Annotated in this window: 25 protein-coding genes; 11 read left to right on the forward strand and 14 right to left on the reverse strand. The window is 67.9% G+C overall.

Annotated features, from left to right (window positions below):
• Positions 1–89: 89 nt before the first annotated feature.
• From F9288_RS17300 to F9288_RS17330, 7 genes are all read right to left on the reverse strand, one after another.
• Positions 90–1,304: a hypothetical protein gene (locus tag F9288_RS17300; protein WP_174837930.1), complete on the reverse strand. Its 1,215-nt coding sequence runs from the start codon at positions 1,302–1,304 to the stop codon at positions 90–92.
• 29 nt (positions 1,305–1,333) lie between these two features.
• The gene (locus F9288_RS17305) at positions 1,334–5,416 is read right to left on the reverse strand and encodes a cobaltochelatase subunit CobN (protein ID WP_174837931.1); all 4,083 of its coding nucleotides are present in this window, start codon (positions 5,414–5,416) and stop codon (positions 1,334–1,336) included.
• Positions 5,394–5,777: a DUF2149 domain-containing protein gene (locus F9288_RS17310; protein ID WP_174837932.1), complete on the reverse strand. Its 384-nt coding sequence runs from the start codon at positions 5,775–5,777 to the stop codon at positions 5,394–5,396. Before F9288_RS17310 ends, F9288_RS17305 begins: the two co-directional genes overlap by 23 nt.
• Entirely contained in the window at positions 5,777–6,394 is a 618-nt protein-coding gene (locus F9288_RS17315) for a MotA/TolQ/ExbB proton channel family protein (RefSeq protein ID WP_174837933.1), read from the reverse strand. The genes F9288_RS17310 and F9288_RS17315 overlap by 1 nt, the downstream gene beginning before the upstream one ends.
• Positions 6,395–6,399: 5 nt before the next feature.
• Positions 6,400–6,987 (reverse strand): hypothetical protein, encoded by a 588-nt coding sequence (locus F9288_RS17320; protein WP_174837934.1) that lies wholly within the window; start codon positions 6,985–6,987, stop codon positions 6,400–6,402.
• Positions 6,988–7,075: 88 nt separating this feature from the next.
• Entirely contained in the window at positions 7,076–8,926 is a 1,851-nt protein-coding gene (locus F9288_RS17325; protein ID WP_174837935.1) for a TonB-dependent siderophore receptor, read from the reverse strand.
• Positions 8,927–9,249: 323 nt separating this feature from the next.
• Positions 9,250–10,764 carry a wax ester/triacylglycerol synthase family O-acyltransferase gene (locus F9288_RS17330; RefSeq protein ID WP_174837936.1) on the reverse strand — a complete coding sequence of 505 codons (1,515 nt, stop codon included), beginning with the start codon at positions 10,762–10,764 and terminating at the stop codon, positions 9,250–9,252.
• A 208-nt stretch (positions 10,765–10,972) separates the two neighbouring features.
• On the opposite strand from F9288_RS17330, the gene F9288_RS17335 reads away from it, so the two are divergent.
• Positions 10,973–11,428, forward strand: coding sequence for a carboxymuconolactone decarboxylase family protein (locus F9288_RS17335; RefSeq protein WP_174837937.1), 456 nt, complete (start codon positions 10,973–10,975; stop codon positions 11,426–11,428).
• Complete coding sequence (locus tag F9288_RS17340; RefSeq protein WP_174837938.1) at positions 11,425–12,279, forward strand: sigma-70 family RNA polymerase sigma factor; 855 nt, start codon at positions 11,425–11,427, stop codon at positions 12,277–12,279. The genes F9288_RS17335 and F9288_RS17340 overlap by 4 nt, the downstream gene beginning before the upstream one ends.
• On the opposite strand, the gene F9288_RS22225 is transcribed toward F9288_RS17340, so the two are convergent.
• Positions 12,276–12,428 carry a hypothetical protein gene (locus tag F9288_RS22225; RefSeq protein WP_254621230.1) on the reverse strand — a complete coding sequence of 51 codons (153 nt, stop codon included), beginning with the start codon at positions 12,426–12,428 and terminating at the stop codon, positions 12,276–12,278. The genes F9288_RS17340 and F9288_RS22225 overlap by 4 nt on opposite strands.
• Between F9288_RS22225 and F9288_RS17345 the strand changes: the two genes are divergently transcribed.
• The 4 genes from F9288_RS17345 (at position 12,400) to F9288_RS17360 (ending at position 14,745) form a co-directional block, all read left to right on the forward strand.
• The gene (locus tag F9288_RS17345; RefSeq protein WP_254621218.1) at positions 12,400–12,903 is read left to right on the forward strand and encodes a HutD family protein; all 504 of its coding nucleotides are present in this window, start codon (positions 12,400–12,402) and stop codon (positions 12,901–12,903) included. The genes F9288_RS22225 and F9288_RS17345 overlap by 29 nt on opposite strands.
• Positions 12,904–12,989: 86 nt before the next feature.
• Positions 12,990–14,240: an NRAMP family divalent metal transporter gene (locus F9288_RS17350; protein WP_174837940.1), complete on the forward strand. Its 1,251-nt coding sequence runs from the start codon at positions 12,990–12,992 to the stop codon at positions 14,238–14,240.
• 14 nt (positions 14,241–14,254) lie between these two features.
• Entirely contained in the window at positions 14,255–14,581 is a 327-nt protein-coding gene (locus F9288_RS17355) for a hypothetical protein (protein ID WP_174837941.1), read from the forward strand.
• Entirely contained in the window at positions 14,575–14,745 is a 171-nt protein-coding gene (locus F9288_RS17360) for a YetF domain-containing protein (protein ID WP_174837942.1), read from the forward strand. The genes F9288_RS17355 and F9288_RS17360 overlap by 7 nt, the downstream gene beginning before the upstream one ends.
• A gap of 3 nt (positions 14,746–14,748) precedes the next feature.
• Here F9288_RS17360 and F9288_RS17365 read toward each other — a convergent pair whose 3' ends face one another.
• Positions 14,749–15,366: a UdgX family uracil-DNA binding protein gene (locus F9288_RS17365; protein ID WP_254620929.1), complete on the reverse strand. Its 618-nt coding sequence runs from the start codon at positions 15,364–15,366 to the stop codon at positions 14,749–14,751.
• Positions 15,367–15,432: 66 nt separating this feature from the next.
• Entirely contained in the window at positions 15,433–16,443 is a 1,011-nt protein-coding gene (locus tag F9288_RS17370; RefSeq protein WP_174837943.1) for a phosphatase PAP2 family protein, read from the reverse strand.
• A 404-nt stretch (positions 16,444–16,847) separates the two neighbouring features.
• Here F9288_RS17370 and F9288_RS17375 point away from each other — a divergent pair, with 404 nt between their 5' ends.
• The 4 genes from F9288_RS17375 to F9288_RS17390 all read left to right on the forward strand — a co-directional run bounded on the left by F9288_RS17375 (position 16,848) and on the right by F9288_RS17390 (position 21,588).
• Positions 16,848–18,590 carry an ABC transporter permease subunit gene (locus tag F9288_RS17375; protein ID WP_174837944.1) on the forward strand — a complete coding sequence of 581 codons (1,743 nt, stop codon included), beginning with the start codon at positions 16,848–16,850 and terminating at the stop codon, positions 18,588–18,590.
• A 17-nt stretch (positions 18,591–18,607) separates the two neighbouring features.
• Positions 18,608–19,915: an AAA-associated domain-containing protein gene (locus F9288_RS17380; RefSeq protein ID WP_174837945.1), complete on the forward strand. Its 1,308-nt coding sequence runs from the start codon at positions 18,608–18,610 to the stop codon at positions 19,913–19,915.
• Between the two features lie 214 nt (positions 19,916–20,129).
• Complete coding sequence (locus F9288_RS17385; protein WP_174837946.1) at positions 20,130–20,327, forward strand: hypothetical protein; 198 nt, start codon at positions 20,130–20,132, stop codon at positions 20,325–20,327.
• A 202-nt stretch (positions 20,328–20,529) separates the two neighbouring features.
• Entirely contained in the window at positions 20,530–21,588 is a 1,059-nt protein-coding gene (locus F9288_RS17390; RefSeq protein WP_174837947.1) for a ribonucleotide-diphosphate reductase subunit beta, read from the forward strand.
• Positions 21,589–21,636: 48 nt separating this feature from the next.
• On the opposite strand, the gene F9288_RS17395 is transcribed toward F9288_RS17390, so the two are convergent.
• Complete coding sequence (locus F9288_RS17395) at positions 21,637–22,062, reverse strand: biopolymer transporter ExbD (protein ID WP_254620930.1); 426 nt, start codon at positions 22,060–22,062, stop codon at positions 21,637–21,639.
• Between the two features lie 128 nt (positions 22,063–22,190).
• Here F9288_RS17395 and F9288_RS17400 point away from each other — a divergent pair, with 128 nt between their 5' ends.
• On the forward strand, positions 22,191–22,400 hold the full coding sequence (locus F9288_RS17400; protein WP_174837948.1) for a hypothetical protein: 210 nt from the start codon (positions 22,191–22,193) through the stop codon (positions 22,398–22,400).
• 172 nt (positions 22,401–22,572) lie between these two features.
• On the opposite strand, the gene F9288_RS17405 is transcribed toward F9288_RS17400, so the two are convergent.
• The 3 genes from F9288_RS17405 to F9288_RS22230 all read right to left on the reverse strand — a co-directional run bounded on the left by F9288_RS17405 (position 22,573) and on the right by F9288_RS22230 (position 24,587).
• Entirely contained in the window at positions 22,573–22,872 is a 300-nt protein-coding gene (locus tag F9288_RS17405) for an HNH endonuclease (protein ID WP_174839155.1), read from the reverse strand.
• A gap of 93 nt (positions 22,873–22,965) precedes the next feature.
• The gene (gene cysQ, locus F9288_RS17410; protein ID WP_217482551.1) at positions 22,966–23,787 is read right to left on the reverse strand and encodes a 3'(2'),5'-bisphosphate nucleotidase CysQ; all 822 of its coding nucleotides are present in this window, start codon (positions 23,785–23,787) and stop codon (positions 22,966–22,968) included.
• A 140-nt stretch (positions 23,788–23,927) separates the two neighbouring features.
• On the reverse strand, positions 23,928–24,587 hold the full coding sequence (locus F9288_RS22230) for a PEPxxWA-CTERM sorting domain-containing protein (protein ID WP_254620931.1): 660 nt from the start codon (positions 24,585–24,587) through the stop codon (positions 23,928–23,930).
• Positions 24,588–24,797 lie beyond the last annotated feature (210 nt).

Raw genomic sequence — 24,797 nt, forward strand, 5'->3', positions numbered from 1 at the left:
GCATGCGCCCGCTGCAAGGGAAGGTCGCACCGCTTTACGCCAGGATGCCGCCGCGAGTCACAACTTTATGCATCCGGGCGGGCGGCGGGCTACCGCCCATGAGCGCCGGAAGCACGGAAAGCCGCCATTTGCGGGCGGCCGGAGCCGGATGGCGCTACGGACCGGCGGATGACCGGAATCCACTCCAGCCTGGCGCGGGAGGTCCGAACGGTTTCATGCGCGCCGCTCCCCGTCGCGACATAATCGTTCCAGGCGATGAGAAAGCCCGCGCCGCTCGCGCGAATGGCGGGGGTGGACGCGCGGCCCTCGCTGTTTCCGAGCTGCCGTGGAGCGCCGAGCGCGCGGCCGGTCTCGTCGAAAAGCTCCGCGAAGACTTCCCTGCGGCCATATGGGTCGTCGCTCCACGCAAGTCCGAGCGTCGAACCGTTCCAGGCAAGATAGGCGCCGATCGATTCACCCCTGTCATGCGTGATCCGAACGGGCTTCGGGCCATTGGCGGCGCCGAGCGCATCGAGAGGCGCGACCTGGAGATAGACCTCGCGATTGCCATCCTTCTCGTCGAACCAGGTCAGGGCGGCCGTACCGTCCCGGCTCAACTGGAGGTCCGGATAGAGCGAAGCCTTTCCGTCGTCGGTGCTGAGCCGGACGCGGCGGACCGTGTCGCCCGTCACCACCAGCATCCGAAGCTCGTGCGCCTTCGTGCCCAGCGCCGCGTCATAGGTGATGATGAAGCTGTGGCCCGCGGTGGCCGCGTTGAGGTTCCAGGTGTCGCGATTCGCCTCGCCGATCATCCGCGCCGGCGCCACGGCCCCGCCGTCCGGCGAGAAGACTTGATACCAGACCCCGGCGCGATTGTCCGGACCGGGCGGGCCGGCCTGTTCGATCCACGCCACATGGATGGCGCCGCCGATCACCCGGACCACCGGGTTTCGCGACACCGCGCCGGCGGTTCCCAGCCGGACCCGCCACAGCAGGCGGCCGCGCGGATCCATCGCGGCCAGCCGGGCCGACAATGCCCCGGATGCCGGGTCCTTCTCATACCATGCCAGCACGAGCCGGCGGCCGGCAAGGATCAGGTCCGGCTCATAGGCCAGCCGCTTTCCGTCGCTCACGCGCATTGGCGCGCCGGTCAGTTGCGCGTGGCCGCCGACCCGCTGGACAAAGATCGCCGAGCCGGCGCCGGTGCCGCCATGCCACGCCGTGAAGGATTCGGCCGGCGATACGGCGAGGCTCAATTCATAGGCCCGCATCCCCTGCCCCGGCGGCGACGTCGGCGAGCAGCCGCCGAGCGGCAGCAGCAGCAAGGAAATCGCCCGGTGAAGCGCGGCGGCCCTCAAGCCGTCGCCGTCCGCTCGCGCCAACGCCACGCGGCGAGAAGCAGCGCGAGCAGCGCCGCGCTCCACAAGGCATCGACCAGCGACAGGGCCGAGCGGAACGACGCGCGCGCGGCCGGCGTCCTGATCGAGCGATCCTCCTCCTGCATGAGCAGGCCCTTGAGCGCCCCAGGCGTGGTTTCGGCCTTGTCGCCGGTCCGGGATTGCCGGCTCACGGCGGGCACGTCGCGCGGCGCGCTTCCGGTCCGCCGGGCGTCGGGTTTCGAAACCGTCATCCTGCCCGCGGCGCGTTCGGCGTCCTCGCGCGCGTCGTTGCGCCTTGCGAAGCCTTCCAGCTCGGCGGCGGCGGCGGCGATCGAACGTCCCATCGCCTTTTCCATCGACGCCCGGGCCCTGGCGATCACCGGCGCGGGCACGCCGCTCCTCGCCGCCTGCTCCATCACATAGCGAAGCAGCCGGGCATTCCCGCACGAGACATCGGTGCAGTTGACGCCATGCGCCGCGACGCTTTCGAGATATTCCCGCACCAGCGTCGCGCGGGTCCGCGCGTCCGCCTTCCAGTAATCCTTGCGGATCGTCTCGATCATCCGGGCGGTGATGTCCTGATAGGCGAAGGGGGACTTCCGCTCGAAGAACTGCTTCATGCCGAGCCGCTGGCTGTCCTCGACATAGGTCTCGTATGTCTGCTGCCACATCCTGTCGTCGATCGAATCCGGGACGGTCGCCTTCCAGCCCCACAGATATTCGACGAACTCGCGCATCGCCCCGGCGCCGGCATAACCCTCCTTCTGCATGCCCCTGATCCACGTCGGATTGACATAGCGGGATCGGAACTCGCGGCCGATGAACTCGTCGAGCGTCCGCATCGCGGGCTTGCCGGGATCGCGGCTGTCGGCGATCAGCGTCTCGGGGGTCTTCCCGTCGACATTGCGGATCGCGGCGGCGAGGCCGCCCAGGTACATGAACATGTCGTCGTTATCGAGCGCGCCGTAGAGAGCGGTCGAGCTGGAATGGACGGCCGTATCGGTGCCCGACAGCGCCATGCGGAACACGTCGGGCATGGGTTGTCCCCAATAGCCGTTGCCATAGCCGTTGCCCATCTTGCGGATATAGTCGTTCGCGAAGCCCGCCTCGCTGTCCCATGACCCGCTCCGGGCGACGATCGCCGAGGTGTTGAGGTCATAGTGGCCGGGCGGCTCGTCGAAGATGCGGACGCCGGCCATGCGGTCGGCCTCCCGCGCGTCCACCCCTTTCGCGACCAGCGCGGCCTTCGTCGCCAGATAATGCTGGCGCACCTGATTGTCCGCCTCGTCGAGCGCCTTCACCTTCTGCACCGCCTCGTCCATCAGGCGCGTGAGGTTGCTGAAAAGCCCTTCCGCGGCGGAGGCGATCACGATGTCGACGCGCGGCCGCCCCAGCCGTTCGCGCGGGATCACCTCGACACCCGTCACCTTGCCGCGCGCGTCCCAGATCGGTTTGGTGCCGAGCAGGTAGAAGATCTGCGATTCCAGCACGCCTTCGTGGCGCATGGTCTCGTCGCCCCAGATCACGAACGACACCTTTGCGGGATAGCGGCCATGCCTACGCCTGAAATCCCGCAGCATGTCCTCGGCCATGCGGGAGCCCATATCCCATGCCGCCGGCTTGGGGATCTTGTCGGGATCGATGCCGTAGAAATTGGCGCCGGTCGGATAGGCGTCGGGATTGCGGACCGGCTCGCCGCCCATGCCCGCCGGCACGAACCGGCCGCCGAGGGCCTTCATGAGGCCATCCAGCTCGCGCGGGCCGGATGCGACGATGCGCCGGGTCATTTCGTCGCCCAGGATCTTGCGCTGGTCCGGCAGCCGGGAGCGGTCGACGTTCACGATCGCCGAGACCGTGCTGGCGATCGCGTCCGGCTGCGGCACGCGGCCGAAGGCGTGCAGGCCGAAGGGGATGGTCTGGCCCTTCAGCTCGAGCAGATATTCCTCGACCCGGTGCAGTTGCTCGTCGGTCCAGTCGTGGGCGGGGTCGAGGCCGAGGTCCTTGGCGATGCCCATCTTGACGGCCGCCTCGCGCGCCTGCCTGGCATAGATCGCGGCCAGTTCCGGGTTCTTGGTTTCGTTCTGGCCATGGTCGTCGATCAGCTCGCCGATCTTCGCCAGGTCCTCGGTCAGGCCGCCCGCCACGAACGGCGGCACCATATGGTCGATGAGCGTGGCCATGCCGCGCCGCCGCGCGACCAGTCCCTCGCCGACGACATCGACGTTGTAGACATAGGCGTCGGGCAGATCGCCGATCAGGGCGTCCGGGGCGTCCTCCTCGCCGAGGCCGGCGTCGCGCCCGTCCAGCCACTCCAGCGTGCCGTGCGTGCCGAGATGGACCACCGCGTCCGCCTTGTAGCCGTTGCGCAGCCAGGCGTAGCCGGCGACATATTGGTGATGGGGCGCAAGGTCCCTGGCATGGTACAGTTTTTCCAGATCCTCGCCCCAGGCGCGCGCGGGCTGCGGCATCAGGACGATCTTGCCATGGCGCACGACCGGGATGATGTAGCTGACCCGCCCGTCCCTGCGCTCGGTCATGAGCCTGCTGTCCTCGGGCTTGCCCCAGTCCTTGAGGATCTTGTCGCGCAGCGGCGGCGCCAGCGCGTCGAGCCACTTGTGATAATCCTCCACCGGAACGCGCACCGCATCCCCCCGCGCCAGCATCTCCTCCAGCTCGCCCGGCGCGTCGCCGCCGACATTGCGCGCCTTGGTCGTGATCTCGGCGAGCACCTCGTCGGCGGTCGGCAGCCTGTCCCCGACGTCATAGCCGTCCGCCTTCATCCGGGTGAGAATGTTGACGAGCGATTCCGCGACATTGAGGTAGCTGGCGGAGATGCCCGCCTTTCCGGGGGGAAAGTTGTAATAGAGGATCGCGATGCGTTTTTCGCCATTGGGCTTGCGCGCGAGCGCCGCGTAGCGGAGCGCCCGCGCGACCGCCATCGAGACGCGCGACTGGATGGGGCTGGTGATAACCGAATTGAGGCTGGTCGCCGGATCGGCGATCTTCTCCTTCGTGCCGACCACGGTGGGCGCGATCGTCCCGGCGAGTTCAGGCGCGGCCAGGTTGAATGTCCCCTCGAAGGCGGAGAGGCCCTGCGGCGACGACCGCCACTCCTTCTCGCTGCGCCCGTAGAGCGTGATGAGGTTAATGACCGGGATGCCGACCTGTTCAAGAATGCCGGATGATTGCGTGTCGTTGAACTGGAAGAACAGGCCGAGGCCAGCATCGGCGCGGACGTCCTTGCCTTCGCCGAGGAGCTTCCGGAACGCTACCGCGCCCGGATAGCCGAAAACCGGCACGGCCTCCGCACCCTGCCGTTCGACCTCTGCGATCAGGGCATCGAGCAGCTTGGTGTCGCCGGTATAATAAGTGGCCTTGAAGAAGCCGATCGCGATGCGCGGCGCGCCGGGCCTGAGCTTGCCGTGCCGCGCCCGCCACGCCTCGAATGAATCCCAGTTGGGGAAGATTTTGTTGGTGTAGTAATAGCCGAAATCGAGGGATGGTTGCGGGTCCGGCAGCGTGAAGCCGGGGATGCCGGCACGGGCGAGGGCGAGCTCCATGAGCGCGAGCTGGTTCTGCGGCCCGCCATGCTCCCAATAGGCGCGGGCGCGCTTGTCCCAGACGATCCCCTGCGCCGCATAGGCCTCCTCGCCCTGCAACCCCTGGCCGACGCCGAGGACGGTGCCCCGCGCCCTGACCGCCGCGACGAGATCGACCTTCCGTTCGGCCCGGTAGCGGCGCATGAGCTGTTCGTTCATCACGTCGTAGATCAGGACGTCGCTCGCGCCGATCCGCTCCGGCGCCGTCTCGTCGAAGGTGGTTTCGGTCAGCAGCTGAAGGTCGACCAGCCCCTTGAGGTCCGGCCGCTCCGCCATCAGCCGGTGGTAGGCGGCGAGCGTGCCGGGGATGTTCCCATCGGAAAAGACATAGGCGAGGCGAACCCGGTGGAGGCCGGCCGGCACGGGCAAGGGCGCGGCCCCGCCGGCCTGCGCGCAGGCGGCCGACGGCCACAGCGCCAGCGCGAGGAGGAGCGCGCTAACGAGACGGAGCAGCCGCACTGGCCGGTGTTCCGCTTTTGCCGCCGGCCGCGTCCGGCACGTAGATGATCTGGCCGTTGGCGAGCCGGTAGGCCGCCCCGAGCCGCTCGCCGTTGCCCGTGCCGGTCGCGCCCGAGAGCTTGTAGGCCTTGATGGCCTGGCCCTTCTTGATGATGATCTCCTGCCGCCCCCGCGCGTCGGTCTTGACCATCGTGACCTCGCTCTGGCCGTTCATGAGGTCGCCCATGTTATAGACCGAGAACAGGGTTATCATGAGGCCGACGATGAACACGATCGAGGCGTCGAAAAGGTTGGCGACGCCCGCCAGCGGGTCTTCCTCCGCCGGTTCGTCGGGCGGCGCGAGCTTGATGAAGCGGCCCATCAGCGCCCCTCCATCTCGGCCACGACGACTTCGGCGAGATAGCGCTGCTCGCGGATCGACGCGCTGACCCAGCTCTGCCGGAGCGCGACGAGACCATAGGCGACGGTGCCGGTCGCGAGGCCGATGATGGTGCTGGTGAAGGCGACCACCATCTGCCCGGCCATCGCGGCGAGATTGCCGCCGGCCATCGCCGCGAGCGAGCTTCCCATCGGAATGAGCGTGCCGATTAGGCCGAGGCTGGGGCCGAGCTTCACCAGCGCGCGCGGGCCATCGAGGCTGTGGCGGAGCCGCTCCTCCGCCTCGGCGACGACATTCTCCAGGCCGCCGTGACGCAGCGCGCCGGCACGATCCAGCTCGCGGATCGCCGCGAGCAGCCGCGCCAGATTGCCCGGCAGCGCGGCGTCGCGCGCGTCGTCTGCCGCGCCGTCCAGCACGCGGCCCTGCTGGAGCCAGCGCTTCAGATCGAAGCCGGCGCGTTCGCGGCGCCGGGCGACGGCCTCGACGAGATAGCTTCCGACATAGAAAAGCGTCAGCGCGACGCAGATCCACAGCATCAGGATGACGGGCAGCCGCAGCACCTGCCCCAGCGCGAACAGCCCGTTTTCAAGGATATCCATGAACTTCATCGTCTGATCCAAAACCCCTTGATGACGCCGGCCGCGAGCGCGAGGGCGAGAATGGCGAGCGCCCAGAGCGGCGGCGCGAGCGCGTGAGGCGGCCCGGCGGCGCGGTTGAGCATGGTGGCCGATCGCCAGCCATAAGCGGCGTCTCCCGCCAGGCCGAATGCCGGCGCGGCGAGCGCGGCCACCACCAGGACGTGCTCGCGAAAGGCGACGCGTCCTCCCGGCGCGCGCGCCGGCGCCAGCCCCGCGCCGAGGAGCGCGACGAGGCCCAGCGCGCCGGCCACCCGATAATCGAGGCCGCCGGCGACCTGCAACGCGGCGGCAAGCGCCGCGCACGCCCCGGCGATGAGCGGGCCGGCGCGCGGCATCGGCCCCGCGATCAGCCGCCAGAACGCGGCGATGCCGATCAGCACCCCGACCCAATTGGGCTGCGGCGTCACCAAACATGCGGGCCAGAGGAGCAGCATATAGGCGGCCACGGCCAGCGCCGGCCCGGCGGGCGCGGGCCGCGCCGCCGCCATGTGCGCCGCGGCCGCCAGCATGGCGAGCAGCCAGATCAGCGACACCGACAGCGCGGGATTCACCACGCGCCTTCCTGCCCGCCGGGCGATCCCCGCCCCCGCTCGCGCGGCCCCGCGCGCGCATCGGGCCGATGCCGGATCGGGCCGGCGGCGATCAAAAGCGCGCCTTCACGCCGCCCGACACCAGCCGGCCGGGCGCGACATAGGACCAGACCTCCTCGTAGCGCTCGTCGAAGAGGTTGTCGGCGCGGACGAACAGCGTGAACTTCTCGCCGAGCCGGTATTCGGCATTGACGTTGACCACCGTATAGGGCGCCAGCCGCTCGAGCACCTGATAGGGCGGCGCGGGCGGAAAGGCATTGTCGAACTGGGAGCCGTTGTACCGCACGTTCAGGTTGAGGCGCAGCCGGTCGCCGGGCGCGCTCCAGTTGACGTTCGCGCTGGCGATGTTCCGGGCGCGGCGAACGGTTTGCGTGGGCGGCACGCCGTCGGTGCTGTCGAGATAGGTGTAGGCGGCGTCGATGGCCAGCCCGTCCGCCAGATGGATGTTGGCGAAAGCCTCCACGCCTTTCTGGTGCGCCCTGCCGGCGAGGTTGACCGGGGTCGAAACCGGAAAGCCCATTGACGAGATCTTGTCGGTGAGGACATTCGAGAAATAGGTGGCGCCGATCAGGATCGCCTTGCCGAGCAGCTTCTGCTCGATGCCGGCCTCCCAGCCTTCCGACTTTTCCGGTCGCAGGCCCGGATTGGCGAGGAACGTGCCGGAATAGCCGAACAGCTCGAACTGCGTCGGATACTGGATGCCGCTTCCGGCGGCGGCGCGCAGCCGCGTGCCGGTCGGGAAGCTGTGCGTCGCCTGCACCCTGTAGCTCGTGAAGCTCTTGAAGCGGTTGTTGCTGTCGTTGCGCACGGAAGCGCTGAAGGCGGTGTCCTCGTCGACGACGAGATCATAGACGCCGACGAGGCCGATCGTGTCGAGATCATGCCGGGCCGCGTCGTAAACCTGCTCGAACGTCTCGTGCTGGTAATCGACCGATGCCGTCAGCTTGTGCTTTATGTGATCGTCGCCGAACGCGATCGCCGTGACGAAGGCGGTTTTCACGCGCGTGCCCCGCGACGTGTAGGGCGACCCGAAGGAATAGGACGAGCTTCGCGCGTCCAGCCCCTCGACCGAGAGGTTGTTCGACCAGCGTCCGCCCAGCGCGTCGACCTGCAGCGCGAGCCGCCCGACGAGATTTTCGGCGGTGGCGTAATTGCCCGGCGTGTCGATCAGCGCGCCGTCGCTGTCGCTGCCGCTGTTGAAGTCGCTCCGGTTCCTGTTCCAGCGAACCACGCCGAACAGCCGGACGGTGTCGCTGAACGCATAATGCGCCTTGCCCGACAGGGTGTAGTTCCAATAGCCCAGGTCGCGGGTGCCGGTCCTGGTGTCGGTCGTCCCGTCACTGTCGTACGCGGTGAAGCTCGCGATATAGTCCGCCTTTCCGCTCGATCCGCCGGCCTGGAGATTGCCGGAGAAGGTGTTGAACGAGCCATATTCCAGCCGCGCGCGCACGCCCGGCGAGGTCCTGCCGTCCGGGGTGAAATACTGGATCACGCCGCCGATCGCCTGCGATCCGTAAAGCGCGCTCTGCTGGCCGCGCAGCACCTCGACCCGCGCGCCGTCCTCGCCGAGCATCGTGGAGAAATCGGCCTCGCGCGAGACCGGGCTGGCGAGATCGATGCCGTCGACGAGGACCAGCGTGTGATTCGCCTCCGCGCCGCGCAGCCGGACCTGGGTGGTGCAGCCGAGGCAGCCCGAGCGGCTGACCTCGACGCCGGGCACGTCGCGCAGCACGTCGGCGAGCTGGCGCGTCCCGCGCTGCTCGAGATCGTCCGCGCTGAGGGTGGTGATCGAGCCGCCGATCAGGTCGCGCGGCACGCCCTCACCGATGATCGACGCCGTTACGACGACATCGTCCGTGCCTGCCCCCTCGGGAGATTGCGCCAGCGCCGCGGAAGGCGCCATCAGGCCCAATATACAAAGATAACCCGCTCCAGCTCTCGTCATTCCGCCTTCGTCCCCTCGCTATCGCAGCGCGTTTTTCGCGTCGGGGGATGCTGGCGAATCGTTTGAATGCTATCCGGTTATTTACCGTTTCTGTAACCTTCGGGGAGGTTACCGCCCCGCCACGACGCCTGATGACGAGCCGGACCGTCGCGGCCGCGCGATCGGGAGCGAAAGGGGACGGGTGGGTATCGTTCGCAACTGTAACCCGCCTGTCCGCGCGGGCCGCCGCCCGCCAGGCCCCGGCTCATGCTCCGCCCCCATCGCGGGGCGCGTCGCACGGATCAAGCCGCCGGTATCGCCGCGTCCGCTCCCTTTGGGCCGGCGGCGCGGCGCCGTCGTCCGGCCTCCGCCCGGCGCGCGCCAGCCGAGGGCGCGGCGGACCGCTCCACCGCCGCCCGCAACGCCTCGTAGCTTTCGCGCAGCGCCTCGGCATAGGCCTGCGGATCGGGCATCATGTCGCGGTCGCTGGTGAAGCTGATCGCGATCGTGTCGCCGTAGCTGTAGACGGGATTGATCAGCCCCATGCCGTCGAACACCGGGCCGCTGCCGTACATGCCGACCATTCTCGCGCCGCAGAAATAGAGCGGCACGCGGCTGCCCGGCACGTTGGTGACGACGCAATTATACGCCGGCGCATGGGCGTTCGCCGCCCCCAGCCGCGTGTAGAGCCGCGCGCCCAGCCCGGCCAGCGCGCTGGGCATGAGCTGCGAATAATCCGACAGGGTCTTGGCCCCGACGGCGTTGGTCATCGCCTTCGAATTGGCCGCCTCGTCATGCACGAAGCGCAGCCGTTCCAGCGCATCCTTGATCTGCGTGCCGAGGCCGACCGTCATGGCGGAGACGAGGTTGCCCATCGCGGCCTTCTCCCCTTCCTGCCGGATCGAGATCGGGGCCATCGCGGTGAGCGTTTCCTTCGGCAGCTCGCCCTTCGCCTGGAGATAGCGGCGCAGCCCCCCGCCGACGATCGACAGCACCACGTCATTGACGGTCGCGTCGGGCACCGCCTCCTTCATGGCGCGGATCTCCCTGAGCGGGAAAGACACCGCATCCCACACGCGATGCGCGCCGACCTTGCCGTTGAAGCGCGTCCTGGGCGCGGGCCGGGTGCTGCGCAGCGAGACGTCGCCCTTCCCCACCTGCGCCGCGAGCCGCCCCATGCCGGGCAGCGAGCGGCCGATCGTCTCCATCACCCGCATCGGCTGGACGAGGCTGTTGAAATAGCTGCGCGCGAGCAGGTCCGCGACGTGCGGCATGTTCTCCGCCTCCCACGGATCGTCGCCCGGCGGCGGCGCGACGTCCGCCGAGATCGAATGGACGGCGGCCGACATCTCGACGCCGGACATGCCGTCGATCGCCGCGTGATGCACCTTGCAGACCAGCGCGAAGCATCCCGGCGGCAGGCCGGCGATATTGTCCAGCCCCTCGATCACGGTGAATTCCCAGAGCGGCTTGGTCAGGTCCATCGGCCGCGAGTGGAGCCGCGCCGCCTGGATGCAGAGCTGGCGCCAGTCGCCCGGCCTGGGCAGGGCGATGTGGCGGACGTGGAATTCCAGATCGAATTCCGGGTCCTCGATCCAATAGGGATGGTCGAGATCGAACGGCACCCGCACCAGCCGCTGCCGGAACGAGCGCGCGCCGCGCAATCGCGCCTCGATGAAGGCGAGGATATCCTTGAACCGCACGAACCCGCCCGGCGCGGTGGACGGATCATAGATCGCGACCGAGCCGATGTGCATCGGCGTGTGCGGCGTTTCCAGATATACGAACGAGGCGTCCATCGCGGATAGTTGCTGCATCCGTCCCTCTCCCTCGGGCGACGGGCGCTGCGTCGCCACCCCGCGATGCTGGACCGCCCGCCCCGGCGGCGCAAGCGATAAAGCGGGCCGGCACAATGGGCCTGACATGCGGATTCGGCACGCCAGCCGGAAATTTCCGTGCCGGCATGTCACATATCGGCTCGCTGCCTCGTCAAGCCTTCGTAACCCCGACGAAAGGAACGCGACCATGACCGCCCGCCTCGATCCCTATGCCGCCGCGCCTGCGTTGCTGAAGGCATGGCTGGACTTTTCCAATCAGGTCACCGCGAGCGGCTTGGAAAAGCCGCTGCTCGAGCTGGTGAAGATCCGCGCGTCGCAGATCAACGGCTGCGCCAACTGCCTCAACATGCACACCTATGAAGCGCGGCAGGCTGGCGAGACCGAGCAGCGCATCGCGGTGCTGGCGGCATGGCACGAGGCCCCCTGCTACACCGACCGCGAGCGCGCCGCCCTCGCCTGGACCGATCATCTGACGCTGGTTGCCGACCGGCGCGCGCCGCAGCATGTCTATGACGCGCTGGATGCGCAGTTCGGCAAGGAGGAACAGGTCCACCTGACCATGATGATCAACGTCATCAACGGCTGGAACCGGCTGGCGGTCGGCTTCGACCTGTACGCGCCGGAACTGGGCTGGAGGCAATGAGCGACGCCGCCGCCACTTTCGACGCGCTGCGGCCGCCGCTGCTGCGCGTCGCCTATCGCATGCTCGGGTCGATGGCCGATGCGGAGGACGTGGTGCAGGACGCATGGCTGCGCTGGGCGGACGCCGACCGGCAAGCGGTGCGCGTGCCGGAGGCGTTCCTCCGCCGCGTCGTCACCCGATTGTGCCTCGATCAGCTCAAGTCCGCGCGGATGCGGCGCGAGGCATATGTCGGCCCGTGGCTGCCCGATCCGGTGGTGGAGCCGGACGCGGTGGAGGACGTCACCCTGCCGCTGATGCTGGCGCTGGAGCGGCTCTCCCCGCTCGAACGCGCGGCGTTCCTGCTCCACGACGTGTTCGGCGAGAGCTTCGACGATGTCGCGGAAAGCCTCGGGCGCGATTCCGCGGCGTGCCGCCAGCTCGCCGCCCGCGCCCGCGAACATGTCCGCGCCGGAAAGCCGCGCTTCCCGGTCGAGCGCGCGCACGGGCTGGAGATCGCGCGGGCCTTCTTCGCCGCCTCGCGCGGCGGGGTGATCGGCCGGCTGGGCGAGATGCTGGCGGAGGATGTCAGCCTCTATTCGGACGGCGGCGGCAAGCGCCCGGCGGCGGCCCGCGTCATGCTCGGCTGGGGCGAGGTTACGCGCACCTTCGCCGCGATCGCCCGCCTCGCGCGGGGGCGGACGGGCGAGCTGGTCCGCTATGCCTATGTCAACGGCCTGCCCGGCTTCATCACGCGCGAGCCGGACGGCATCCTCCAGACCACCGCGCTGCTGATCGAGAACGACCGGGTCAGGGCGATCTACGTGATGCGCAACCCCGACAAGCTGCGCCATCTGGAAGAGCGGCTGAATTAGGTGCAAGCCATGCCGATGACGACCCACGGATGCGGCTCCCAGTTGAGCGTGGCGCGGCTTCTGCCGGCCGCGCGGCGCGTGGCGACGCCGTGGAAGAACGGCGGCGGCAGCACGTCGGAGGTGATCGCCTGCCCGGCGGGGGCCGACATGGAATCCTTCCTGTGGCGGCTCAGCATCGCCGAGGTCGGGACGAGCGGCCCGTTCTCGCACTTCGCGGGAATCGACCGCACGCTCGCGATCGTCGCGGGCGAGCTGGAGCTGGCGATCGAGGGGAATCCCGCACCGGTCCAGCTGGATCGCCACTCGCCGCCATTCCCCTTTTCCGGCGAGGCGCCCGTCATCGGGACGCCGGTGGCGGGGCCGGTCACGGACCTGAACGCGATGGTGCGGCGCGGTCGATTCCGCGCGGAGATGACGCCCCTGTCCGGCGGCGAATCGCTGGAAGCCGATGGCGGCACGATCGTGATCGTGGCCCTCGCCACCGTGGAATTGTCGCATGACGGGCGGACATGGCGGCTCGACCGGCTCGACGCTTTCTTCGCCTCCGCCGGTACGATCCGGATCGGCCGGGCCGGCGGATCGGAGCGCCTCGGCCATGCGGTCCGCTTCATCGCCACGGATTGAGCCGAAACCGGCACGCCTCACGCGCGTTCCTCGACGATCGACCCGGGCTGCCGTTGCGCGTCAGCCGTCACGCGAGAGGAATGCGGATGAGTCTGACGGATCGTCTCAAGCGGCTCGGCCCCGGTCTGGTCACTGGCGCCGCCGACGACGATCCGAGCGGCATCGCCACCTATTCGCAGGCCGGCGCGCAATTCGGCACCGGGCTGATGTGGACCATGACGCTGGCCTATCCGCTGATGGTCGCGGTCCAGCTCGCCAGCGCGCGGGTCGGGCGCGTCACCGGCGACGGGCTGGCGCGCGGCCTGAAGCAGGTGATGCCGCGCTGGCTGGTGATCGCGCTGATCGCGCTGCTGTTCGTCGCGAACACGATCAACATCGGCGCCGATCTCGCGGCGATGGGCGAGGCCTCCGCGCTGGTCGTCGGCGGCGGCTCGCACGTCTTCACGATCGGCTTCGCGCTGCTCTCGCTGATCCTGCAAATGTATGTACCCTATCATCGCTACTCATCGTGGCTGAAGTGGCTCACGCTGGTGCTGCTCGCCTATGTGGCGCTGCTGCTGATCGTGAAGGTGGACTGGGTTGCCGCCGCGCACGGGATGGTGATCCCCTCGATCACCGGCCGTGGCGCGGTCACCACGATCGTCGCGATCTTCGGCACCACGATCAGCCCGTACCTGTTCTTCTGGCAGGCGGCGCAGGAGGTGGAGGAGTTGGACCAGGTCGAGGAACGCGAGCCGCTGACCGAGAAGCGCGCGCAGGCGGACGACGCGCTCCGGCGCATCCGGTGGGACACGCTGGCGGGGATGGCGGTGTCGAACATCGTCGCGCTCGCCATCATCCTCGGCACGGCGACGACATTGCACGCCGCCGGCAAGACCGACATCCAGAGCGCGTCGGACGCGGCGCAGGCGCTGAAGCCGCTCGCCGGCAGCCTCGCCTTCATCACCTTCAGCCTCGGGATCATCGGCACCGGGCTGCTCGCCGTGCCGGTGCTCGCGGGATCGTCCGGCTATGCGGTGTGCGAGATCGGCGGCTGGCGCGCCAGCCTGGAGCACAAGCCGCGCCGCGCGATCATCTTCTATTCGGTGATCGCGCTCGGCATGGCGCTCGGCGTCGCGATCGACTGGTCGCCGATCAACCCGATGAAGGCGCTGTTCTGGAGCGCGGTCATCAACGGGGTGGCGGCGGTGCCGATCATGGTGGGCCTGATGCTGGTCGTTTCGCGGCGCGACATCATGAAGGAATTCGTCGCTCCGCCATCGCTGCGCTTCTTCGGCTGGCTGGCGACGCTGGTGATGGGCGTGGCGGCGATCGCGATGATCGCCCTGCCGGACTGACACGGGGCGACCGCATGACGTGGCTGCACCAGATCATCGGCCCCGACGACGGCACCGCCTCGATCGCGCAATTCTGCGCCCGCGCCGCGATCCTGTTCGCCTATGGCCTGCTGTGCATCAGGATCGCCGGGCGGCGCACCTTCTCCGACCTCAGCCCGCTCGACATCATCGTGTCGATCGTCGTGGGATCGAACATCAGCCGCACGATGACCGGGCGCGCGCCGTTCGTGCCGACGCTCGCCGCGACGCTCGTGCTGGTGCTGCTGCACCGGCTGGTGGTGATGCGACGGTGCGGTCGAACCTCCTGTCGCTGTTCGCCAAGGGCCGGCCGGCGGTGCTGATTCGCGACGGCAAGGTCTTTCGCAAGGCGATGCTGCGGCACGGGATCAGCGAGCAGGACCTGATGGAGGGGCTGCGCATGGAACAGGTCGACAAGATCGGCGATGTCGCGCTCGCCACGATGGAGCGCGGCGGGAAGATCAGCGTCGTTCCGAAGGAAGGCTGAGCGCTACACTCCGTAGCCCGCGCCGCGCGCGGCGATACGCAAATCCTCCCGGAAACGCGCCTCCGCCTCGTCGCGCCGGTCGTGCAGGCGGAGCAGGTAGCTGGGGTGAATCGTGGCGAGCAGCTTGCGCCCGTTCCACGACAGCAAGGCGCCGCGATCGTTTTTCAGCGAGACACCATCGAGCGCGCGCAGCGCCGTGCGGCCCAATGCGACCACGACCCTCGGCTTCACCAGCCGCACCTCCTCCTTCAGCCACCAGCGATAGCGGGCGATGTCGCCGGCGTTCGGCGTCTGATGGAGGCGGCGCTTGCCGCGCAGGGTGAACTTGAACCTCTTGACCGCATTGGTCACGAAGGTCGTCATCCGGTCGACGCCGATCGCGGCGAGATTCTCGTCCAGCAGATGCCCGGCCGGGCCGACGAAAGGATGCCCCGTCAGATCCTCCTGATTGCCGGGCTGCTCGCCGATCAGCATCAGCGGCGCACCCACCTCCCCCTCGCCGGGGACGAAAATGTCGCTGAAGCCGGGCGCGCGCAGCGCGTCGTCGGCCGCCTCGCTTCGGTAAAGCTCGGGCAGCGTAGAGAAAAGCTCGGGCAGCGTAGAGAAATGTCGTTCGGCCACGCTATCATCCCCGATCGCTGAAACCTCGCCTCGCGGCAGAACGATCAGCGGGGACGGAAGCTCCCTTCAGGCCGCCGTGAGGCGCGGGCCGGCCCTCACGGCCATCAGCCAGCGCACCGCGACGATCGCCACCACCGCCACCACCGCGCCGAGGATCATGTCGATCAGATAGTGCGTCCCCTCCACCGGCGTCGACAGCAGCATCGCCGCGTTCACCGCGACCAGCGGCGCGCGCAGCTCGCGGTGCGGCCAGGCGGCGCGGATGTAGAGCACCGCCGCGACCGTGTGGAAGCTCGGCGCGGACACCAGCCCACGAAGCTGCGCGAGATCGACATAATGCACCTGATGCGCGCGCAGCGCCGGGATCAGCGCCGCCTGCCACTCCTCGCTCTCGGGCAGATATGGCAGCGGACCGCGCCACAGATACGAGAGCGGCCCCACCGCCGTCATCAGCGGATAGAGCGCCAGCGTCAGCACCGCCGCCAGCCAGAAGGTCATCAGGAAGCGGTGCGCCGCCGCCCTGTCGCCCTTCCAGGCATACCAGCCGAGCAGGATCGCCGGGCTCAGATAGATGGTGCGATAGGCTGCCAGCCCGAGCCATTGCAGCGCGCGATGATCCGCGACGAGGCGATACCAGGCGAGCCAGTCGAACCCCAGCGCCTCGTCGATGCGTTGCAGCGCCGCGTCGTGCATCCCGCCGGTTAGCGCGGCGATCGGATAGCTCGCGGTCGCGCCGAGCAGCGAGACCACCGTGAACAGCCCGAAGAACTCCGCGCAATCGGCCAGCGCCCGCCCGTGGCGCGGCATCAGGCGCGGCGCCCACCGCCCCAGCGCCAGCACCACCAGCGCCGCGAGATAATAAGGCGCCGCGCCGCGCGACAGCGGGTCGATGCGCAGCCCCGCCAGGTGCATCAGCACGGAGAGCGTCGCGATACTGGCGAGCAGCCCGGCGAAGATCGTCCAGCCATAGCCGCGCGACCGCGACGCGGCTGGCGCGCCTCCTTCGGGCTGGACGACGGCGATTGTTGCTGCGGCGGAGCGGGATGACGTCAAGAGCGCGACCTTCAAAGAGGCCATTCGCCTCGCTTGTTTTTCCTTACGCGCGCCTGACTGACGCGTCGCGCGCGCGTTGTCATCCACCAAAATCGCGACGAAACGAAATTGCGCGCGGAGTGTGTGAATCGTGCATTAGCGGGCGATCCCGCGCGGCCGGAGCGATTAGCGCGGCCAACCAGCCACTTACAATAATGTCCGGCGACGGCATCGCAGGTGGGTGATGCGATCGTCGCGGTTGACTCCGCCGCGCGACCGTCGCAGGGGCGACACCGTTCCGGCGTATCCCCGCCGGGCGATCGGGAAACAACAGACGAAATGCCGAGCGACAGTAGTCGATTGAACGCGCCATCGGGGGCGCCCGCCCGGGCCTGATCGCATCAGTCTCGCCCGCGGGTGCCGCCGGTGGCGCCCGAACGAGGTGAGACATGGACTTCGTACCACAGACCACGCGCGGCCTGCTGAGCCTGTCGCGTCAATGGCGCGGCCGCGTCGCGCCGAGTTGGGCCGACGCGGTGGCCTTCCTGCTGCTGGCCGGCGCCGCCGTGCTGGTGATCCAGGGCGCCGAGGGGATGGCCGCGCCGCTCGCCCGGCTCGACATCGCGCCGGTCACGCTCGATCCGGCCAACCTGCCGGGCTATGCGCTGCGCACCACGCTACGGATGTTCGCCGCGCTGGCGGCGAGCCTCGTCTTCACCTTCGTCGTCGCGACGCTGGCCGCCAAGAGCCGGCGGGCGGAGATGGTGATCGTCCCCGCGCTCGACATCCTGCAATCGGTGCCGATTCTCGGCTTCCTCACCTTCACCGTCACCTTCTTCATGGGGCTGTTCCCGGCGCGGCAGCTCGGCGTGGAGCTGGCGGCGATCTTCGCGATCTTCACCAGCCAGGCGTGGAACATGGCGTTCAGCTTCTATCAGTCGCTGCGCTCGGTGCCCGGCGACCTAGAGGAGGTGGCACAGGGCTTCGCGCTGTCGCCGTGGCGGCGCTTCATCCGGCTGGAGCTGCCCTTCGCGACCCCCGCTTTGGTGTGGAACGCGATGATGTCGATGTCCGGCGGCTGGTTCTTCGTCGTCGCGTCGGAGGCGATCAGCGTCGGCAATACGCGGATCATGCTGCCGGGGATCGGATCGTATCTCGCGCTCGCGATCGAGCATCAGGATTTCCGCCATGTCGGCTGGGCGGTGGCGGCGATGGCGGTGGTGATCCTGCTCTACGACCAGCTCGTGTTCCGCCCGGTGGTGGTATGGGCGGACCGCTTCCGCTTCGAGCAGACCGCCAGCGCGCACCGCCCGCGCTCATGGGCCTACGACCTGTTCCGCCGCACCCGCCTGCTGCCAGTGATCTTCTCGCCGCTCACCGGCCTCGGCCGCGCGCTGATGGCGCTCGACCGGCGGCCGGCCCCGCGCCTGCGCAAGTCGCCGCGCGCGGCGGGCGGCGGGTGGCTGTGGACGGCGCTGGTCGCGGCGGCGGTCGGCTGGGCGGTGTGGCTGATCGTCACCTATGTCTCGCGCCACCTGGCGTTGGGCGACGTGCTGGGCGCCTTCGGCCTCGGCCTCGTCACGATGCTGCGCGTGCTGGTGCTGATCGCGCTCGCCAGCGTGATCTGGGTGCCGATCGGCGTGTGGATCGGCCTGCGCCCGCGATGGGCGGAGCGGCTCCAGCCGGTCGCGCAATTCCTCGCCGCCTTCCCGGCCAACGTGCTGTTCCCGTTCGCGGTGATCGCGATCGTCCATTGGCGGCTCAGCCCGGACATCTGGCTGTCGCCGCTGATGGTGCTGGGGACGCAATGGTACATCTTGTTCAACGTCATCGCGGGCGCGAGCGCGATCCCCAACGACCTGCGCGAGGCTGCGGGCATGTTCGGCGTGAAGGGCTGGCAATGGTGGCGCAGCCTCGCGATCCCCGGCATCTTCCCTTATTACGTCACCGGCGCGCTCACCGCCTCGGGCGGGTCGTGGAACGCCAGCATCGTCGCGGAGCTGGTGACATGGGGCGATCGCAAGCTGGAGGCGACCGGCCTCGGCGCCTATATCGCGCAGGCGACCGCCGACGGCGATTTTCCGCGCGTGACGCTGGGGATCGCGGTGATGTCAATCTTCGTCATCGGTTTCAACCGGCTGCTGTGGCGGCCGCTCTATGCCTTCGCCGACCGCCGCCTGCGGCTCGGCTGACCTGAGGAGACGCATCCATGGCCACCCTCGCCCGCCTTCCCGCCGCCGCCCCGCTCGTCACCGTCGCGGGCGTGCGCCACCATTACGGCAAGGGCGCCGGCGACCTGCTGGTGCTCGACAACGTGGACCTCGCGCTCAACGAGGGCGAAGTGGTCGGGCTGCTCGGCCGCTCCGGCTCGGGCAAGTCGACGCTGCTACGCTCGATCGCCGGGCTGATCGCGCCGAGCGAGGGCGAGATCCGCTTCGAGCCGCAAGTCGACGGCAGCGAGCCGACCGTCAGCATGGTGTTCCAGACCTTCGCGCTGTTCCCGTGGCTCACCGTGCTCCAGAACGTCGAGCTTGGGCTGGAGGCGCAACGCGTCCCCGCCGAGGAGCGCCGCACCCGCGCGCTGGCGGCGATCGACCTGATCGGCCTCGACGGCTTCGAGAACGCCTTCCCCAAGGAGCTGTCCGGCGGGATGCGCCAGCGCGTCGGACTCGCCCGCGCGATCGTGGTCAATCCCTCACTGCTGCTGATGGACGAGCCGTTCTCAGCGCTCGACGTGCTGACGGCGGAGACGCTGCGCACCGACCTGCTCGACCTGTGGTCGGAAGGGCGGATGCCGATCAAGTCGATCCTGATCGTCACCCACAATATCGAGGAAGCGGTGCTGATGTGCGACCGCATCCTCGTCTTCGCTTCCAATCCGGGACGCATCGCCGCCGAGATCAGGGTGGACCTGCCGCAGCCGCGCGACCGGCTCGATCCGGCATTCCGCGCCCTGGTGGAGGACATCTACGCTCGCATGACCGCGCGCCCGGCCCCCGCGCGCGACGGTCATTTCCCCGGCACGGGCATCTCGATGGCGCTGCCGGTCGTCTCGACCAATGCGCTCGCCGGGCTGATCGAGGAGGTGGACGCCACGCCGTTCGACGGACGCGCGGCGATGGCCGATCTCGCCGACCAGCTCCAGCTGGAGATCGACGACCTGTTCCCGATGGCCGAAACGCTGCAACTGATGCGCTTCGCCGACCTTTCCGGCGGCGACCTTCTGCTCACGCCGTCCGCACGGCGTTACGCGCAGGCCGATGTCGACGGGCGCAAGGCGATCTTCGCGCAGGCGCTGATCCAGCACGTTCCGCTCGCCCAGCATATCCGCCGCGTCCTCGACGAACGGCCGAGCCACACCGCCCCCGCGCGCCGTTTCCGCGACGAGCTGGAGGATCATATGTCCCCCGATTATGCCGACGAGACGCTGCGTTCGGTGACGCACTGGTGCCGCTATGCCGAGCTGTTCGCCTATGACGAGGATGCCGACGAGTTCAGCCTCGACAATCCGATCTGACGCCGCGCGCGATTGGCACCGAATCGGCTATATCGTGTCGTATTCGGGCCGGCGACCACCAGTTATGGTGTTCCCTCTGGAAAAATACGGCGAGCCGAACCATTTTCCGATTGGACGCGGACGCCGCCCGCGTTAAGCTCCATCCGGCCGGCGGAGTCAGGGGAACAGCCTCTGCCGGATCGGGGGACAGGTCATTGGCGAGACGATACAACCGATGACATGGCATGTCGCCATCATGTACGTGGTAGCAACGGTGTTCGCGCTGATCGGCGCGGGCCTGCTGCTCGCGCTGACGCGGCCGAGCGGACCGGCGAAGGTCTATGTCTTTCGCATGGCCGGCATCATGGCGCTCGCGGCGGGCGCGGTGCTGGCGATGAGCGCGACCGCGATATGGCGCGGGGGGCTGGAATGATGGAAGGTTTCATTCTTGGCGCTACGACAGTCATCGCTTGTGCAGGCTCCGGTCTCATCTTCGCACCGGCGCGGGTTTTCCAAAGTATCGGATTGCAGGCTCCAAATAGCCCGCAAGATCGACTCATCTATCGTATCGGCGGCTCCGTCTTACTCGGGCTTGCCGGCATCCTCTTGATTCAGCTTCTCCGGGAGTAAATTCGATGCCCCTTCTCCAGGCCTCCAAGCAATACAAGCCGTTCGAATACCCATGGGCGTTCGAATATTGGAAGCGCCAGCAGCAGCTCCACTGGTTGCCGGAGGAAGTGCCGCTGGGCGAGGATTGCCGTGACTGGGCGCAGAAGCTCACCGATCACGAGCGCAACCTGCTGACGCAGATCTTCCGCTTTTTCACGCAGGCCGATGTCGAGGTGCAGGATTGCTACCACGAGAAATACGGCCGCGTGTTCAAGCCGACCGAGATCAAGATGATGCTGACCGCGTTCAGCAACATGGAGACGGTGCATATCGCCGCCTACAGCCATCTGCTCGACACGATCGGCATGCCGGAAAGCGAATATGGCGCCTTCCTCCAATATGCGGAGATGAAGGACAAGCACGACTATCTCCAGCGGTTCGGCGTCGATAACGACGAGGATATCGCCCGGACGCTGGCGATGTTCGGCGGCTTCACCGAGGGCGTGCAGCTTTTCGCCAGCTTCGCGATGCTGATGAACTTCCCGCGCTTCAACAAGATGAAGGGCATGGGGCAGATCATCACCTGGTCGATCCGTGACGAGAGCCTGCATTGCGAGGGGATCATCAAGCTGTTCCACACCTTCGTGAAGGAGCGCGGCTGCCTCACCAAGGCGGTGAAGGACGATATCGCCGACCAGTGCCAGACGACGATCAGGCTGGAGGACAATTTCATCGACCTCGCGTTCGAGATGGGGCCGGTCAACGGGATGACTGCGAAGGAGATCAAGAAGTATATCCGCTACATCGCCGACTGGCGGCTGGGCCAGTTGGGGATGAAGCCGATCTACATGATCGACGAGCATCCGCTACCGTGGCTCACCCCGCTGCTGAACGGCGTCGAGCACGCCAATTTCTTCGAGACGCGCGCGACGGAATATTCGAAGGCGGCCACGCGCGGCCAATGGTCCGACGTGTGGGATTCGTTCGACAAGCGCCAGAAGGCGCGGGCGGGCACCGCAGCGAACGAGGATGCCGGCGAGAGCGAGCGCGACATGTTCTCGGCCGCCGGCGTCGCGGCGGAATAAACCCGCGCCGATGCGGCCGGTCTTGCCCGGCCGCATCGGTGCCCGCCCTTACAATTCCTTGAACGCAGCATTCCCCTCGAACCCCAGCCGCGTGATCCCGGCGCGTTTCACCACCGCCAGCACCTCTACGAACGGACCGTATCGGGAGTCCGCGTCGCTACGGATCACGAGCGAGGCTTGCGGATCGGCGCGCACCGCCGTCAACCGCGCCGCCAGCGTCTTCGCGTCAACCGCCACCCCATCGAGCAGCGTCGCTCCGTCGCGCAGCAATTCGAGGCGGTGAACCGTCACCGGCCGGCCGCGATCCGGCGCGGGCTGCGGCATTTCCATCGGCACCTGGTTCATCATCGGCGGGATGGTGATGACGAACATAATCAGCAGCACCAGCATCACATCGATCAGCGGGGTCGTGTTGATGCCGCTGATCGGCGCGTCATCGGCAAAGGCGGAGGCGGCAGGACGAAACCGGCGCACGACTCACTCTCCCGTTATGTGATGTAATACCATCACGCATTGAGCATCGCGTCAAGCCGCCTGTCGAAACCGCCCGGTAACCGATATTCTCCACGCACCCTTAACCATGCCGCGCCTATGATGCCGCCATGCTCCCCTCCCCGCGCCTCTTTCGCAGCCGGTGGTTCGCGCTCCTCTGGGCGGGCGGGATCATCTGGTTCGCGATCGATGTCGCCAGTTCGGCGCCGAGCGATACGCCCGCGAACAATACGGCCGCGTCGGCGAACCTGACCGACGCGACCGGCGCTCCGGTCGATCAGCACGATTTGACCTTGCTGGCGAACGTGCTCAGGAACTGACGGAAAGGGAGGAGCGAAACCGTCGCGGCCCCGCTCCTCCCACCATGCCCGCGCGTTACGCTACGTGCGCGGAAACCTGCATGACCTTACAAGCCTCCCCGAACGCGCGCGAGCAGTTTTTGTTGCATCGCAAAATAACATATCGGGCGATTTTCCCGCCGTCCGATTCGGCCTAGCCGCGCGTGCGGGTCGGCGCGTGGAAATCGGGCGGGCGCGATGCGATCCAGCGGAGGAAAGCGGCAAGTTCCGGCGCCTCGCGCAGCGCCGCCATCCCCTCGAACCGGGCCAGATCGGCATTGCTCCAGCGCGCGCGGATCGCGCGGTGGCAGATAGGGTGGAGCGCGGTGACTTCGCGGCCGCCCTCGCTGCGCGGCACAATATGATGCCACTCGACACGGGCGCCGAGCCGACGCCCGCATAACAGGCAGATCGCCGGCGCCACAGGCGTCGATGCGATCGCCACGGCAAGCATCGCCTTGCGCTTCACCCGTCCGGTCATGACCGCGGGCTAGCCCGGCCCGCTCCGGCCTGCACCCGTGAACCGCGACGCCGGGCGGGCGGCACCCTAGCTCGAGACGAACGGCCGCAGCGCCGCCGGCTCGTAGCACCCGCACGCGACGAAGCCGGTGTTGCGGAAGCCCGGCTTGCCATATCGGAAAGGGCGATTGTCGGGATCGAGCGTGATGCCGCCGGCCGCGCGCAGCACCGCGTCCCCGGCGGCCGTGTCCCATTCCATCGTCGGGCCGGTGCGCGGATAGACGTCCGCCTCCCCGCTCGCCACCAGCACGAACTTCAGGCTGGAGCCGACCGACACGCAATCGCAGATGCCCCCCGCGTCGAGCCACGCGGCGGTCGCCGGATCGGCATGGCTGCGCGAGGCGACCGCGCACGGGGGAATGTGCACCGCGCGCACCGCGATCGGCTTCACATCGCCACGCTCCGCGCCCGGCGCGCGATCGGCGCGATATGCCCGTCCCGCCACCGCATCGCCCCAATAGAGCGCCTTCCGCGCCGGGGCATAGACCACGCCCATCGTCGGCGCGCCTTGCTCGATCAGGCCGATGTTGACGGTGAAATCGTCGCCGCGTCGGATGAATTCCTTGGTGCCGTCCAGCGGATCGACGAGGAAGAACGCACCGTCCACGTCGGGCACGCGGCCGGCGGCGGCCTCCTCCTCCGCGACGATCGGAATATGCGGCGCGACCTCGCGCAGGCCGGCGAGGATCGCCGCCTCCGCCGCGTGATCGGCGGCGGTGACGGGGGATTCGTCGGGCTTAATCGTGACGGCGGCGCCCTCAACGAAATGCCGCCATACGATGTCGCCACCCGCCTCGGCCAGCGCGACCAGGGCGTCCATCAGCGTCGCGCGGTGCAGTTCATTCGGCATCTCGACCATCGTTCCCCGCGGCTATCGCCGTCATACATTGGCGGCCGAAGAATCCTTTGAAGATTGCGCGAGCGTTGAAAAGAAAAAAAGGCCACCGCCGGGCCTTCCGGTGGCGGCCTTCGATGACTTGGCATGGGATATCAGGCGAACCGGGCAACCGCCTTTTCGCGGCGACGCAAGCTGGCGCCTACCAGCCCGAAGCCCAGAATCATCATCGCCCAGGTCGCCGGCTCCGGAACTCCCGCGAATGTCGCCGCGCCGAGGAACAGGTTCGGCCCCCAATAACCATCGGTTACGTCATTCACGACCGAAGTATTGAAGGAGGGCATCGCGCCAGAAGTGGTCGAGAACCAGCGATTGTCGTTATACTGGATATTCGGATCGACCGTGAAGCCGGTGTCGTTCCAGGTATAGTTGTTGGTGTCGCTGACGCCCGAGATAAGATAGTCGCCCGGCGCAAGGGTCAGTTCGGGGACGGTGACGAACCGGAAATGCCCCTGAAGCGCATAGGTGTTGTCGACCGTCACCTGCGCGAGCAACGTTCCCGTCGTCAGGCATCCGGCAGTATCGCATTTGTAGAGCGCGACCGGGTTGGCGTCCACATTGCCGGTATTCGGATCAGCGTACCAGCCCAGCCCGCTCACGGTCACGGCATTGAGCACCGTGAAACTGTTGGCGAAATTCCAGCTACCGTTGGTGTAGCTGTTGCTGGCGCTGGTGAATTCCCACGCGGCACTCGCATAAGCTGGTGACGCGGCAACCGCGGCGGTCGCCGCGGCAATAGCAAGAAACCTCTTCATTTCGTTACCCCTGTCTGAATGAACGAAACGCTCGGCTTGCCCGAGTCGCGCAGACCCGAATGAAAATTACCAGAAAATTAATGATGGCAGAACCAACGCGCTTTCAAAGTTTTCGATCGTCCCGGTCCGGGACAAAATGTTCGGCAATCTCTTTGGCTGGACGGCACGCATGTCCGATGGTTTAGTGCGCGGAAGTTGCAGGAGAGGCAC

The organism is Sphingomonas sp. CL5.1, from assembly GCF_013344685.1.
Taxonomy (GTDB): Bacteria; Pseudomonadota; Alphaproteobacteria; order Sphingomonadales; family Sphingomonadaceae; genus Sphingomonas.